The sequence below is a fragment of the Pseudescherichia sp. genome, assembly GCF_031987975.1.
Lineage (GTDB): Bacteria > Pseudomonadota > Gammaproteobacteria > Enterobacterales > Enterobacteriaceae > Pseudescherichia.
Genome location: NZ_DALZYX010000006.1, coordinates 326,466 through 341,011 on the forward strand (window position 1 = coordinate 326,466; position 14,546 = coordinate 341,011).

A 14,546-nucleotide genomic window follows, 5' to 3' on the forward strand; every position below is an offset into this window, starting at 1 on the left:
CCGGGAGCCCGGGTCGCCAGGGTGGTGGCGGCGAGCCACCCTGGCACGTTCACGTGTGCAGGGTTTTGATATGAGCAAAATGTATGAAGTGAACGGAAACTACAGCACATCCGCATATTCCTCCCATCCCTCCAATAAAAATGCCAGCTATCTTAACTGACTGACATTACAAATTAACGAGTAGTCAATGCAGACTGGTATTTGTGGAGCACATCCACCAGCCTTTTCACCGGATGGGTCACCTGCTCCGGCGCATCCCAGGCGCGGAGTTTCTCCTGGTACACCTCAAGCTCCTCCAGCAGCTGGCTGAAGTGGCGGCGGCGCGACTCATCGCTACGGGCAGAGATGACGCTATCGGCCGTGCGGCGTAGCTGACGGTGGAAGGCAGAGAGATCCGCATTCACCGGGATCGGCGCATCACGCAGGCGCTGGTGGGCAATAATCATAGTTAACGCCAGACGGAATTTGCCCACGTCCCCAGGAAACTTGTTCAGCAGTAAAAAGAGCTGCTGATAGAGCGCAGGCAGATGGTTCTCTCTGCGTCTCGCCGTGTTGGTGGTCAGCGCCGAGACCGCCGCTGAGACGAACTGGTTCAGCAGCACGCGGCCAGTACGTGCCCGGGAGTTATCCCGCACCAGCAGGATCACCAGCAGCGCCAGCACGCAGCCGACAATCTGCCCTAATGCGCTATCGAGGAAGCGGTTGAACTCGAAGGTCATTGGGTTATCCAGCACCAGGATGTTAATGGTGCTCGCCAACGCTCCCAGCGATCCCAGCCGCCGCTTCTGCACCTCGATACCGATAAAGAAGGCCAGCACCGCGAGGCTGATGCAGAGCAGCAGCATGCTTTGCTGGGTGGCAGGCATAACCACCAGAAAGTAGAAGGCTCCGATGGGCAGCGCCGCCAGCGTGCCGTAGACAAAGTCCATCGCTACCATCCGCGGATTCGGCAGGCGCATCGCCAGCGAGGTGACCACCGCAATCATGATCATCGCCCCGCTGCCCGAGGTCCAACCGGTCCAGAGCCAAAACAGGGTACCGACCATACAGGAGAGCGTGGTGCGCCAGAAGTTGACCATCGCATGGTGCCGCTCTGCCGATTCTGCTTTTACCACCGCCTCGGTGCGCAGCACCTCCTCTTCGGTGGCGCTGATGCGGGTATTGCCGATCACCCCACGCTTAAGCAGCAGAAAGCGCGTCGCCGCGCCCACCCAGCTATAGATAGCGATCGGCGTATCGCGCTCGCCGGTCCAGGCAATCACCCTCCGCATCCGCTTGAGCTGCTTATGAACGTCCTGCACCGTCTCTACCGGCGTGGCGAACAGCTCCCGGAACGTATCGGTCACCATCTCCGGACGCGACTGCTGCATCAGCCAGGTTTCACACGCCTGGGTAATCAAAGTCAGTGACAGGGTATTAATAACCTTCAGACGGCGGTTGGCCCGCGTCCAGCGCGACGACTCCATATTGAGGTTGGTGCGCATCCCCTCCAGAGCGGTGGTACGCCGCACCAGCGCCCCCCAGGCCTTATCCATCTCATCGCCGTCGCCATGCTGCACGCAGAGCTGCATCAGCTGGTACTGCGCCAGCAGCAGGCTGTCCAGCTCGCGGTCGATCTCCTGCTTCACCGAGCGCGGCGAGAAGAGCAGATCGGCCACGATAGCGCAGACGATACCGATGACGATTTCGCTGCAGCGCTCAACGGCGAACTGCGGGGTCAGCAGCGGTTCGGTCTGGACGGTAATGACGATAATCAGCGCGGTGTAGCCCGACAGCCCCCAGGCGTAGGAGTTTTCAACCCGCACCAGCGAGGAGACCCAGGTGCAGAAGCCCGCCCAGAGGCAGCAGACCATCAGCATTACCAACGGGGCGCGGATCATGCCGATGATCATTACCAGGGCGGCAAAGCAGCCGATAAAGGTCCCGGCGATACGCAGCATTCCCCGGTAGCGGATCGCTCCCGAATAGGGTTCGCCCCCGGCGGCAAAGGCCGGACCGGCGGCGACAATCGCCGCGGTCAGTACCGCCCAGCGCGGCGTTTCCAGATTAAAGTGGAAGCCCACAAACAGCGCCAGCACGATTGCGCAGGCCAGCTTGATGGCAAAGCGCACGTGCTGGTTGGCAATGGAGAAGATACCCATTGTGGTTAGCCCATCTCACGCAGACGGTGCGCCAGCTTACGGAAGAAGGAGTCCTGGCTGGCATCCCGATCGTTCTCCCCGGTGATCACCACCGTCGCGGTGGTGCCCGCTGGCCACAGGTTACCCGGCTGGCTATCGAGGCGGATACGCACCGGCACGCGCTGCGCCAGGCGAACCCACTCAAGGTTAGAGTCGATGGTTGCCATCCCTTTGGCGTCGCGGCTGCTGCTGGCGTTGGTCACCCCGGCGGCGATGCTGTCTACCGTGCCTTTCAATACCTGATTACTGCCCAGCGGCGTGATCTCGGTGCGATAGCCGGGGCGCACGCCCTCCAGCTTGGTCTCTTCCATATAGGCCAGTACGTAGAAGGAGTCATGTTTTACCAGCGCCACCGCCGTTGAACCACGGGTGATAAACTCCCCGGTATAGACGTTAAGGTTGGTTACCCAGCCGGCGGACGGGGCACGGATGACCGTGCGCTCCAGATCCAGCTTCGCCATATCGCGGGTGGCCTCAGCTTTTGCCAGCTGATGGAGTACGGTTTGCAGAACGTTATTCGCCTGGTCAATCTCTTCCCGGGACATCGCCTGGATGCCTAACTTGTTGCGCCGTCCGGCTTCCCGGCGTTTTTCCGTTGCCAGCGCCTGGTAGTAGGCGACATCCGCCTCGGCCTCTTCCAACGCTTTTTGATAGCGCGGCTGGTCGATGGTAAAGAGCACCTGGTCTTTCTTCACCAGCTGGTTATCATGGACCTTGACGTCGGTAATCAGCCCGGCGACGTCAGGGGCGATAGCCACCACGTCGGCGCTAAAGCGGGCATCACGCGTCCAGGGGGACTCAGTGTAGTAGACCCAGGCACGAAAAATAGCGATGAAAGCCAGCATCACCAGAATCACGGTAATGGCGGTACGGGAGATATTTTTTATAAACGTTTTCACATCAACCTCAGACGAACAGGCGCGACAATAAATAGAACAGGCAGCAGTAGAGCGCTGTATTGAACAGGGCTGGATGCCAGACAAAATCGTAGATCCCGGTAGGGATCAGCACGCGGCGCACCAGCCAGAAGAGGGCCAGCGATAACAGTAGCTCGAAGAATATCGGCGGGAACGACAGGCCGAAGACCACGATAACGGGAAACAGACTCATGTTGACCTTGATTAGAGAGCGTGCAGGCGATGGTTTATTATTCACGTCACCGCAGGAATAAGGGCCAGAGGGGCCGGGCGAGAGTGACGTGTCTATTACTCAGCTAACAGTATTTTAGCGTAACTGTTATGTTGTTATCTATATTGTGTTATCTAAATCACTTTTAAGCCAGAGTGAACAATGGAAAGATTAAAACGCATGTCGGTGTTTGCCAAAGTGGTTGAAATGGGTTCATTCACCGCCGCTGCCCGACAGCTACAGATGAGCGTCTCCTCCATCAGCCAGATCGTTGCCAGGCTGGAAGATGAGTTACAGGTTAAGCTGCTCAACCGCAGCACCCGCAGCCTGGCCCTGACGGAAGCGGGCAAGATCTACTATCAGGGCTGCCGCCGCATGCTGCACGAGGCGCAGGACGTGCATGAACAGCTCTACGCATTTAACAATACCCCTATCGGTACCCTGCGCATCGGCTGCTCATCCACCATGGCGCAGAACGTGCTCGCCAAAATGACCGCCAGGATGCTGCACGACTACCCCGGCCTGGCGGTGGATCTGGTTACCGGCATCCCGGCCCCGGATCTGATTGCCGACGGGCTGGACGTAGTGATCCGCGTGGGCGCGCTACAGGATTCGAGCCTCTTCTCCCGCCGCCTGGGGGCGATGCCGATGGTGGTGTGCGCGGCAAAAAGCTATCTGGCGCAGTACGGCGTGCCGGAAAAGCCAGCCGATCTCGTCAACCACTCATGGCTAGAGTATAGCGTGCGCCCCGACAATGAGTTTGAGCTGGTAGCACCAGAGGGATTATCGACAAAAATAGTTCCCCAAGGCCGCTTTGTTACCAACGATCCCATGACCCTCACCCGCTGGCTGACGGTCGGTGCGGGAGTCGCCTACGTACCGCTGATGTGGGTGATCGAAGAGATCAACCGCGGCAAGCTGGAGATCCTCTTTCCGCGCTACCAGTCGGATCCGCGCCCGGTCTATGCCCTCTATACCGAGAAGGATAAGCTGCCGCTGAAGGTGCAGGTCTGCATTGATGCGCTGACAGACTACTTTGTCGAGGTATCGCAGGTGTTTCAGGCGATGCGCGGGCGCGCAAAAGAGAAATGACGGGATTTCCTGCCGGGCATCGCCGGCAGGAAAACGTGGGCAGGCGTTAGGCCGTGCCGCCCACGGTTAAGTTGTCTACCTTCAGCGTTGGCTGACCCACGCCCACCGGCAGGCTCTGTCCCTCTTTGCCGCAGACGCCAACGCCGCTGTCGAGCTTGAGATCGTTGCCGACCATCGAGATCTGCTGCATGGCCTCAATGCCGGAGCCGATAAGGGTCGCGCCTTTTACCGGCGTCGTCACCTTGCCATTCTCAATCAGGTAGGCTTCCGAAGTGGAGAAGACAAACTTGCCGGAGGTGATGTCCACCTGGCCGCCGCCAAAGTTCGGGGCAAAGATCCCGTACTCTACCGACTCGATGATCTCCTGCGGGGTCGATTTTCCGGCCAGCATATAGGTATTGGTCATGCGCGGCATCGGCAGGTGCGCGTAGGATTCACGTCGGCCGTTGCCGGTCGGGGCTACGCCCATCAGGCGCGCGTTAAGCTTGTCCTGCATGTAGCCTTTCAGGATGCCGTTTTCGATCAGCACGTTGTACTGGCCCGGCGTGCCTTCATCGTCGATGGCGATGGAGCCTCGGCGGTTCATCATGGTGCCATCATCGACAACGGTGCAGAGTTCAGAGGCCACCAGCTCACCCATCTGACCGCTGAAGACCGAGGTACCGCGACGGTTAAAGTCCCCTTCCAGGCCGTGACCTACCGCCTCATGCAGCAGCACGCCCGGCCAGCCCGCGCCCAGCACCACCGGCAGCGTACCCGCCGGAGCCGCCACCGCAGAGAGGTTTACCAGCGCCATGCGCACTGCCTCTTTGGCCCAGGCGTCCGCACGCGCTTCGCCGTCGGCGTCGCTGAGGAACCACTCGTAGCCAAAACGCCCGCCGCCGCCGCTGGAGCCGCGCTCGCGTTTACCCTCATCTTCCACCTGCACGCTGACCGACAGGCGCACCAGCGGGCGAACGTCCGCCGCCAGGGTGCCGTCAGTGGCCGCGACGAGGATCAGCTCATAGACGCCGGTCAGGCTGGCAGTGACCTCCTGCACGCGCTTGTCGGCGGCACGGGCCACGTTGTTGACCCGACGCAGGATGTCCAGCTTCTCTTCCCGGCTCATGCTCTGGAGCGGATCGACGCTGGTGTAGAGCGCGCTGTGCTCTACCGCGCCGAGGGTCTGCACCCGGCCATCGCCAGCGTCGCGGACGATGGTTCGTGCAGCCTGGGCGCTCTGCTCCAGGGCCAGCAGGCTGATCTGATCGGCATAGGCAAAGCCGGTCTTCTCGCCGCTGACGGCGCGCACGCCCACACCCTGGTCGATATGGTAAGAGCCATCTTTAATGATGTTATCTTCTAAAACCCAGGATTCGTGATAGCTCGACTGGAAATAGAGATCGCCGTAGTCGAGACGGCGCTCGGCCAGCTGGCCGAGGATGGAAAACAGATCCTGATGGCTCAGGCCGTTTGCCGCGAGTAATTGTTCACTAACCAGGTTCAAACTCATCGTTTTGCTACTCTCAGGTTGCCGCGCTTGGCGGTTAAAAATTTGTATCTATTGAGAGTGAGGCAATTCGCTCAACTCGTCAAATCATTGCTATTTCTTCGCAGGCGGGGTGCGCGGCTGGCGCAGCACTTCGTTGATTTGCGGTTTATCCATCGGCCCGCTGATGTGGTAGCGCAGAATAGAGACCTTGCTCCACAGGGGGCCCAGTACCTTGCTGGCGGCAAACACCGCCGCGCCAACGATCGGATTAACGGCGAACGCGGCCGCAACGCCAACGGTAGCGGAGATCTCCGGCGCGACGACGGCCTCGACGTCCAACTCACGGCGCACCAGATTTACCGATCCCTTCATGGCGATATCCGCCTCGAGACCGTCTACCAGCGTATCATCGGTATGCAGAACGCCATCTTTGATCCACGCCATGCTGCGGATAGAGTCAAAGTAGAAGCCTTCGCTAAAGGTATCGCTAAAGTCAAAGCGCAGCTTACGCAGCAGGGCGTCAAAGCTCAGCAGGCGCAGCAGTTGACCGGCACGGCCGGTGCTTACGTCGGCGATCTGGCCCTTGCCGAGGCGGGTATGCAGCACGCCGTTTAGGGAGGCGACATCCGGCTGCCACGGGGTATCGCGCCAGTGCAGGTCGTAGTCAACATCTACCGGCGCGTCACGCATCGGCGTGCTGACGCCAAAGAACTCCGTGGCCGAATCGATCTTATCTGCCCGTAGTTTACCTTTAATTGAGGTGCGCTCCGCACCGCTGCGGTTAACCCACTCGCCGTCGGCGGTCAGGCGGGCAAAACCGCTGTCTACCAGGCCATTGGCCAGCGAGAGCGTATCACCCTTAATATTGAAATCACCCTCAATACGGCCATATTTTTGTCCCCACAGCCAGCACTCGGCGCAGCGTAGCTGCAGATCGGGCCAGCCGCTGAAATCGATCCGCGTCTTGCCGGTCAGTAATGCTTTCGGTGACAGCGGTTCGCTGGTTACTGGGGTCGGGTTGTAGTAGAGATAGCGAATGGCGGCGGTCCAGGGCCTGTTATCCGCCATCGTCAGCGCCGCCGCGATCTCACGTCCCTGCACGTCAACCTTGGTGCCGCCCGCCACGGGCTGCGTCTCCAGGCTGACGTTATTCCACTGCTGGCCGCCGAGGGTGAGCGCCGGGGTGCGCAGGGTAATCGCTTCCGGGAAGGCCGTGGCGCTGCTGACGTTGCTGGCTACGCCCTGCTGGAAGAGGCCCAGCCACTGCGCGCCGTCCAGCGGCGGTAGATTCAGCTCGATGCCCCTCTGCGCCGGCAGCGGCGGAACGGTTTGGCTCTCCGAAGCCCAGATGGCTCTGTCCAGCGTCAGCTTCTGATTAAGCAGCCAGCGGCTATTAAAGTGACTATCGCTGCCTGCGGACCCCGTCAGATCGAAACTGCGCAGATTGCCTGCCACGTTTAGCTTCACCGGCAGCGGCTGGCCCGCCGGTTTATTCAGCGGCGAGGGGAGTCGACTGGCGAGGTTCTTCAGGTCGCCTTTAATATCCACGTTATAACGCGCACCTGCGTTGTAGGGCAGCTCAATGCCGACCTTGCCATTCCACGCCACGCTGCCGCTGAGGGCGTCGTTGACCGGTTTCGGCAGCACTCCGGTGCGGGCGGGCTGCCAGTTAGCGTTCATGTCTATCGCCACTTCGTAGGCTTTTTTGCCTTCGGTGGTAGAGAAGTTGACGTTGAGCGGCTGATTAAACCAGCTGGCGGTCAGCGGCTCGCTCTGTAGGTTGCCGTTCACAAAGCTAAAGTTGCCGTTAAGCTTGTGCAGGGTACTGTTCAGCGGCTTGATGAACAGGCTGTTATCCCGCAGCTTCACCTCGCCTTTGGCGGTGGTCATCTCGCCGTCCAACGGGATATCGAGATGTAAGCGAGCGCTCACATCGCCACTAAGCTGAAGTTCGTCCAGGGTCGCACCAAGCGAGTCCTTCAGTGGCGTCTCGTTGAAGTACGGCCCCACTTCCTTACCCGGGCCGCTGATATCGGCATCAATCAGCAGCTTCTCTTCCCGGTAGTCCGGGATCGCCGCCGCCAGATTACGCCCTGTCACGCCGCCGAGGCTGACTTCATCGCTCTTCATAAACAGGCCGTCGTTGAGGAAGTCCAGCTCGATATCGAAACCTTTCAGCGCTGGCCAGCCGGGCTGGAAGGCGTACGTAGCATTATGCAGCGGCACCAGCACCTCAAACTGCCCTTCGTTGTGCTTATAGGGGAAGAGGTGCGGATTGCCACCGTAGACCAGCGTGGCGTTATCCACCTGGCCGCCCTGGATAGCGCCGCTCAGATAGTCCACCAGCGCTTTACCCATCAGGTTTTCCGGGAAGTAGCGCCACGCCTGGCCGGCATCGCTGGTGCTGATCCCGGCGAGGATCCCCAGCCACGGCTCGTCGTTGGTCGGCTTGAGATAGCGGAAGTCACCCCGGGCGCGCAGGCCGGTGGCCTCCACGTCAATCTGGCGGCCATCCAGCTGGAAGCCGTCACTGTTTTTCAGCCAGTTGAGGGTGGCAACGCCCTTTTTGATCTCCAGCGGGGCGCGGAAAACCGTCTTATAGGGCATGGTGGCCTGAGTGACCTCAGCAGTCAGCCGCCCGTTTTCTGCGCTGCCGCTCAGGGTTCCGGCCAGGTGCTGTACGCCCGGCAGCAGCTTCCACTGCTGCCAGGAGAGATCCTGCCAGCTGGCCTGAAATCGCGTTTTCTCCGTGGACTGGAGAGGAATATCCAGCGCCAGCTGCTCAATCTGTCCGGCAGGCTGCATAGCCCGCCAGATCTCACCCAGCGCGGGCGAAAGCTTTTCAGCAATTGGCAGCAGGCCGTCAAGCCCGCTCAGCTCAAGGTGATTGGCACGAACACGCAGCTCGTCGCTACGCGTGCTGTTTACGCCCCCCACCTGCTGCTCGGGGATCCATGCCAGGGTCAGCGCTCCCTTCGGCCAGGGTTTATCATCCAGGGTAATGCGGGTAGAGGGGATGGCAAACTGCCAGCCCCCCTCTGCGCGGGTGACGTGTGCCGTCAGGTTATCCACGCTCAGGCGATGCGGTTTTGCATCACCCTGCCAGCTGGCACCGCCCTTTTTCAACCATACGTCACCGCTGGCGAACTCGCCTTTGTTAAGGGTAACCCACCCCTCAAGGCTGAAGCGGGCGCTATCCAGGGCGATATTATCCTGCATCCATTTCCCCAGCCACGGCTTAACGTCAACATCATCCGCCTGGAGCCACAGGCGTCCGTTATTAAGCAGACCATTATCGTCCCGCAGATCCATTCGCACCTGCATCACGCCGTGCTGGCCGGTGAGGCTGGAGAGGCTCACCTGTCCTTCGGCCCGGTGGCGTGCGCTGTCGTTCAGCCAGGTAAGCTGGGGGATCGCCAGTTCGGCCCGCTGGCCAGAGGGGGTTAAGAAACTGATATCACTGTCGCGCAGATCGAAGTGGTCGAACTGGCGCAGGAAGAGATCGCTGAGGCGATTGCTTTCGAAGCCCTGTTCGTTGTCGCCCTGTTGCAGTGGAGTATTGGTGTAGATACGCAGCCGGTAGAAGGTGAGATCGCGAAACTGCCAGCGCAGGTGCAGCAGGCTTTGCCAGACGTCCAGCGCCAGGGTAACGCGCTTAACCGAGAACTCGCCGCCGTCGCTGAGTCCTGCGCTGATATCGCGCACCTCAACCTGCGGACCAAAGTTCTGCCAGCTGGCCTCAATATAGCTGGCGTTGACCGGCATGCCCGTCGCAGATTCAATCTTTGCCAGCAGCGCCGGACGCCAGCTATTAAGATGCGGCAGCACAAGACGCAGCCCGCTCACCAGCAGCGCGACGATGACAATCAACGTCGCGACAGTCAGCAGCAGTATCCCAGGCAGTCGCCTCACGCATCTCTCCTTGTCAGCCAAAAAACAGGCCTTGATCGTGTCGCAGCATGCTGCGTAATTACATCATCACCACGTCGAACTGCTCCTGGTTATAGAGCGGCTCAATTTGTACCTTTACCTGTTTGCCAACAAAGATCTCCACTTCTGCCAGCGCATGGGATTCGTCGCTTTTGAGCGCTTCGGCCACCGCAGGAGAAGCATAGACTAAGAATCGATCGGAATCGTAGGCGTGGTGCACACGGACGATTTCACGCATGATCTCATAGCAGACGGTCTCTACCGTTTTGACCGTCCCGCGTCCGTGGCAGGTCGGGCACTCATTGCAGAGAACGTGCTCAACGCTCTCCCGAGTGCGCTTGCGGGTCATCTCCACCAGGCCAAGCTGCGAGAAACCGTTAATACTGGTTTTAACCCGATCCTTGCTCAGCGCCTGCTCCAGAGAGTGCAGCACGCGACGGCGGTGATCCTCATTACTCATGTCGATAAAGTCGATAATGATAATGCCGCCAAGGTTGCGCAGGCGCAGCTGACGGGCGATCGCCTGGGTCGCTTCAATATTGGTGTTGAAGATGGTGTCGTCGAGGTTGCGATGGCCCACGAACGCGCCGGTATTGATATCGACGGTGGTCATCGCCTCGGTCTGATCGATAATCAGATAGCCGCCGGATTTCAGCTCTACCTTACGCTCCAGCGCGCGCTGGATCTCGTTCTCAACGTCAAAGAGATCGAAGATCGGCTGGCGTCCGCTGTAGTGCTCCAGCTTGCTGGTCATCTCCGGAATGTACTCGGCGGTAAACTCCAGCAGCGCTTCAAAGGTCAGGCGCGAGTCGACGCGGATGCGGTCAAGCTGGGCGTCAGCGAAGTCACGCAATACCCGCTGGGCCAGGGCCAGCTCGCCGTACATCTGGTAGCGAGTCTGGGGACGTTTTTTACGCTCCATTACCTTGGTCCAGACGCGCTTCAGGTAGGCTGCGTCCGAGGCAAGATCCTCATCGCAGACGCCTTCCGCCGCCGTACGAATAATAAACCCGCCCTGCTCGTCGCAGTACTCCGCAACGATCTTCTTCAGCCGTTCGCGCTCGCTTTCGCTCTCAATGCGCTGGGAGACGCCCACGTGGGATGCCCCCGGCATAAAGACCAGGTAGCGCGAGGGCAGCGTAATATCGGTGGTCAGGCGTGCGCCCTTGGTACCCAGCGGATCCTTGACGACCTGCACCATCAGATCCTGCCCCTGACGCACCAGCTCGGAGATGTCGCGGACGGTGAAGTTCTTCTGCTCCTCGCCCGCCACGCACTCGGTATGGGGCATGATATCGGAGGCGTGGAGAAAGGCAGCCTTATCGAGACCAATATCTACAAAAGCCGCCTGCATGCCCGGCAGGACCCGGCTCACGCGCCCTTTGTAGATATTGCCGACGATGCCGCGTCGCGCTTCGCGCTCAATGTGGATCTCCTGCAGGATGCCGCCATCAATATAGGCAACGCGCGTCTCCGATGGCGTTACGTTTACCAGCAATTCAGCCGTCATGTTTATCCCTACCCTCACGCAGTGCGTTAAAATCGCTTATCAGTTCGCCGGTCTCCACCAGCGGCAGGCCGACAACAGCATAGTAGCTGCCGTTGATGCGGCGGACAAAGCAGCCGCCCAATCCCTGGATACCATACGCACCGGCTTTATCCATCGGTTCACCGCTAGCGATATAGGCGGCTATTTCACTCTCGGCAAGCACCTTAAAAGTGACATCGGTAACGACGAGGCGCTCCAGTACCCGCTGGCTATCGGCCAGCGCGACGGCGGTCATGACCTGGTGGGTGTGCCCTGAAAGCTGGCGCAGCATGGCAGCAGCATGGTGGGTATCGCGGGGTTTTTCAAGCACTTCACCGTTTACGATGACAATCGTATCTGCCCCCAGCACCGGCAGATCCTGCGCGGCCAGCGCAACGCCGGCCTGGGCTTTCTCCCGTGCCAGGCGCACCACATACTGCTGGGCGCTCTCCTGGGCATGGCGCTGCTCCTCCACACCTGGAACAATGCGCTCAAAGGAGACGCCGAGCTGGGTCAGCAGCTCCTGGCGACGTGGCGAACCGGAAGCGAGATAGAGATCGATCATATGTACCTTTTATTGCACCGCAAACTGCTGGCGGATTTTACGCATCAGCAGGAAAAGCCAGGGCCAGAGCACGCCGTCTACTACACTGCTCCAGAATACTTCCGGGCGGAAAGAGACGTTGATAACTAAAAACTCGGCCCAGAAAACAATAATCTCCGCCGCCAGCGACAGCAGCATGACCACCAGCGCCTGCTGCCAGAGCGCCAGGTTACGGAAAAGCTGGTATTTCAGGGCCACAAGGTAAGCAATGATGCTCAACGCCAGGGCGCGGACGCCAAGCGTTGAGCCGCTGATGAGATCCAGTATGGCACCCATCATTAAACCTGTACCGACATTTACGCGGTGCGGCAGGGCGAGGATCCAGTAAAGCAGAATAAGCAGCACCCAGTTTGGCCGGAAAACGAGGATGTTATCCGGCCAGGGCATGATTTGCAGCAACAGCGCAATAAGGAACGAGAGCCAGATGACCCAGCGTCCCTGGCTACGATAGCTCGCCACTATTGCCCCCCGGATACAGGCTGCGCCGGCGTATCCAGACCGGTGCCAGGTTCAGGGACGGGCGCAGGCGGTCCCATTGAGTTCGGTGCAGGCAGCACCTGAGGCATCATCTGCATCAGCCGCTCGTTGGCCACGCGGTGTACCTCTTCCGGGGTCATCGGATTTGCACCGTTGCGATCGGCTCCCCACAGCAGCAGCAGATAGCGCAGACGCTGGAGACCCGCCGTTGGACGCGCCTGAATAACCGTATAGGCGCGCTGGGTGTCGAGCTTCACGGATGAGACAACGCCCACCGGATACCCTTCCGGGAAACGCCCGCCGAGGCCAGAGGTCACCAGCACGTCACCGACGCGAATATCGGTATTAGCAGGCAGATGTTCAAGCTGAAGATCGTCAGTACAGCCGTTACCGGCCGCAATTACGCGGATATCGTTACGCAGCACCTGAATCGGCAGCGCATGGGTCGCGTCGCAGATCAGCAGCACGCGGCTGGTGAGCTTGGCAACCGCCACCACCTGGCCAACAACGCCTTTATCGCTGATCACCGGCTGGCCTTCATAGACGCCGTTCACGCTGCCCTTGTCGATCACCACCTGGTCGCTGTAGGGATCGTTCACCGTTGAGATGACCTGGGTAACCATTTTTTGCTCATCCTGACGCAGGGGTGAGCCCAGCAGCTCGCGCAGGCGCGCGTTCTCCTGTTTGTACTGTCCCAGCATCAGCAGCTCGCTGTTTTTCAGCAGCAGCTCCTGGCGCAGCGCCCGGTTTTCCAGCTCGAGCTGATCGCGCGAGGCTAAAGTTTGCGACACGCTGTCGAGCAGTTCTCGGGGACCATTTGAGACAAAGTAGAAAGGACTGACGGCGGTATCCATGTACGTTCTGATCTGGCTGAACGTACCGAGGCGGCTGTCGGCGATAATGACACCAAGCGCAACCAGCACCGCCAGGATCAGGCGAATCTGTAGCGACGGGCCACGGCTAAAAATGGGCTTCATAGGCTATGCGTCTTCTCAGGCCGGATAGATCCGGGGCAACGGCTGCGTTACCCCCGATCCGATGCGGACTACTCTTCGCTGAACAAGTCGCCGCCGTGCATGTCGATCATTTCCAACGCCTTGCCGCCGCCACGGGCTACGCAGGTCAGTGGATCTTCTGCAACTACGACAGGAATGCCTGTCTCTTCCATCAGCAGACGGTCAAGGTTACGCAGCAGTGCGCCACCGCCGGTCAGGACCATACCGCGCTCGGAGATATCGGACGCCAGCTCCGGCGGGCACTGTTCCAGGGCCACCATCACCGCACTCACGATGCCGGTCAGCGGCTCCTGCAGTGCTTCGAGGATTTCATTGGAGTTCAGGGTAAAGCCACGCGGCACGCCCTCGGCCAGGTTACGGCCACGGACTTCGATCTCGCGCACTTCATCGCCCGGATAGGCAGAGCCGATTTCGTGCTTGATACGCTCAGCGGTGGCTTCACCGATCAGGGAGCCGTAGTTACGACGCACATAATTAATGATGGCTTCGTCGAAACGATCGCCACCGATGCGCACGGAGGAGGAGTAGACCACGCCGTTCAGGGAGATCACCGCCACTTCTGTCGTACCGCCACCGATATCCACCACCATGGAGCCGGTCGCTTCTGATACCGGCAGGCCAGCACCGATTGCGGCCGCCATCGGCTCTTCAATCAGGAAGACTTCGCGGGCGCCTGCGCCCTGGGCGGATTCACGGATGGCGCGGCGTTCAACCTGGGTTGCACCCACCGGCACGCAGACCAGTACGCGCGGGCTTGGACGCATGAAGCTGTTGCTGTGCACCTGCTTGATGAAGTGCTGCAGCATCTTTTCCGTGACGAAGAAGTCAGCGATCACGCCGTCTTTCATCGGGCGGATAGCCGCGATATTGCCAGGGGTACGGCCCAGCATCTGCTTAGCTTCATGGCCTACAGCAGCGACGCTTTTCGGAGAACCGGCACGATCCTGACGAATAGCCACCACGGAAGGCTCATTCAATACGATGCCTTGTCCTTTTACATAAATCAGGGTATTCGCAGTACCCAGGTCAATGGACAAGTCATTGGAAAACATGCCACGAAATTTTTTCAACATACTAAGGGATAATCCTGAAAGCTGGGGCGGAAAACAAAATCCGCTTA

11 protein-coding genes are annotated in these 14,546 nt (G+C 59.7%); 1 reads left to right on the forward strand and 10 read right to left on the reverse strand.

Features of this window, described 5'->3' with window-relative positions:
- Positions 1-173: 173 nt before the first annotated feature.
- From aaeB to aaeX, 3 genes are read right to left on the reverse strand one after another with little or no spacing between them, the layout of a single operon-like run.
- On the reverse strand, positions 174-2,141 hold the full coding sequence (aaeB, locus tag RTN40_RS13225; protein ID WP_312228854.1) for a p-hydroxybenzoic acid efflux pump subunit AaeB: 1,968 nt from the start codon (positions 2,139-2,141) through the stop codon (positions 174-176).
- A 5-nt stretch (positions 2,142-2,146) separates the two neighbouring features.
- On the reverse strand, positions 2,147-3,079 hold the full coding sequence (gene aaeA, locus RTN40_RS13230) for a p-hydroxybenzoic acid efflux pump subunit AaeA (RefSeq protein ID WP_312228855.1): 933 nt from the start codon (positions 3,077-3,079) through the stop codon (positions 2,147-2,149).
- A gap of 7 nt (positions 3,080-3,086) precedes the next feature.
- The gene (aaeX, locus tag RTN40_RS13235; protein WP_042390018.1) at positions 3,087-3,290 is read right to left on the reverse strand and encodes a p-hydroxybenzoic acid efflux pump operon protein AaeX; all 204 of its coding nucleotides are present in this window, start codon (positions 3,288-3,290) and stop codon (positions 3,087-3,089) included.
- Positions 3,291-3,470: 180 nt separating this feature from the next.
- On the opposite strand from aaeX, the gene aaeR reads away from it, so the two are divergent.
- Complete coding sequence (aaeR, locus tag RTN40_RS13240) at positions 3,471-4,400, forward strand: HTH-type transcriptional activator AaeR (RefSeq protein ID WP_312228856.1); 930 nt, start codon at positions 3,471-3,473, stop codon at positions 4,398-4,400.
- Between the two features lie 46 nt (positions 4,401-4,446).
- On the opposite strand, the gene tldD is transcribed toward aaeR, so the two are convergent.
- From tldD to mreB, 7 genes are all read right to left on the reverse strand, one after another.
- The gene (gene tldD / locus RTN40_RS13245) at positions 4,447-5,892 is read right to left on the reverse strand and encodes a metalloprotease TldD (protein ID WP_103821389.1); all 1,446 of its coding nucleotides are present in this window, start codon (positions 5,890-5,892) and stop codon (positions 4,447-4,449) included.
- Positions 5,893-5,982: 90 nt separating this feature from the next.
- Complete coding sequence (gene yhdP, locus RTN40_RS13250) at positions 5,983-9,783, reverse strand: AsmA2 domain-containing protein YhdP (RefSeq protein ID WP_312228857.1); 3,801 nt, start codon at positions 9,781-9,783, stop codon at positions 5,983-5,985.
- A gap of 58 nt (positions 9,784-9,841) precedes the next feature.
- Entirely contained in the window at positions 9,842-11,311 is a 1,470-nt protein-coding gene (gene rng, locus RTN40_RS13255) for a ribonuclease G (protein ID WP_312214393.1), read from the reverse strand.
- Positions 11,301-11,894 (reverse strand): nucleoside triphosphate pyrophosphatase, encoded by a 594-nt coding sequence (locus RTN40_RS13260; RefSeq protein ID WP_312228858.1) that lies wholly within the window; start codon positions 11,892-11,894, stop codon positions 11,301-11,303. The genes rng and RTN40_RS13260 overlap by 11 nt, the downstream gene beginning before the upstream one ends.
- A gap of 9 nt (positions 11,895-11,903) precedes the next feature.
- Positions 11,904-12,392 carry a rod shape-determining protein MreD gene (gene mreD, locus RTN40_RS13265; RefSeq protein WP_312228859.1) on the reverse strand — a complete coding sequence of 163 codons (489 nt, stop codon included), beginning with the start codon at positions 12,390-12,392 and terminating at the stop codon, positions 11,904-11,906.
- Positions 12,392-13,387 carry a rod shape-determining protein MreC gene (gene mreC, locus RTN40_RS13270; protein ID WP_312228860.1) on the reverse strand — a complete coding sequence of 332 codons (996 nt, stop codon included), beginning with the start codon at positions 13,385-13,387 and terminating at the stop codon, positions 12,392-12,394. The genes mreD and mreC overlap by 1 nt, the downstream gene beginning before the upstream one ends.
- 68 nt (positions 13,388-13,455) lie before the next feature.
- Positions 13,456-14,499, reverse strand: a complete 1,044-nt coding sequence (gene mreB / locus RTN40_RS13275; RefSeq protein WP_006818047.1) for a rod shape-determining protein MreB — start codon at positions 14,497-14,499, stop codon at positions 13,456-13,458.
- Between the last annotated feature and the right edge of the window lie 47 nt (positions 14,500-14,546).

Bases quoted from the DNA above. Each gene is read 5' to 3' on its own strand.
- mreC (WP_312228860.1), bottom strand. From the start codon at position 13,387: ATGAAGCCCATTTTTAGCCGTGGCCCGTCGCTACAGATTCGCCTGATC.
- mreB (WP_006818047.1), bottom strand. From the start codon at position 14,499: ATGTTGAAAAAATTTCGTGGCATGTTTTCCAATGACTTGTCCATTGAC.
- tldD (WP_103821389.1), bottom strand. From the start codon at position 5,892: ATGAGTTTGAACCTGGTTAGTGAACAATTACTCGCGGCAAACGGCCTG.
- aaeR (WP_312228856.1), top strand. From the start codon at position 3,471: ATGGAAAGATTAAAACGCATGTCGGTGTTTGCCAAAGTGGTTGAAATG.
- aaeB (WP_312228854.1), bottom strand. From the start codon at position 2,141: ATGGGTATCTTCTCCATTGCCAACCAGCACGTGCGCTTTGCCATCAAG.
- RTN40_RS13260 (WP_312228858.1), bottom strand. From the start codon at position 11,894: ATGATCGATCTCTATCTCGCTTCCGGTTCGCCACGTCGCCAGGAGCTG.
- aaeX (WP_042390018.1), bottom strand. From the start codon at position 3,290: ATGAGTCTGTTTCCCGTTATCGTGGTCTTCGGCCTGTCGTTCCCGCCG.
- rng (WP_312214393.1), bottom strand. From the start codon at position 11,311: ATGACGGCTGAATTGCTGGTAAACGTAACGCCATCGGAGACGCGCGTT.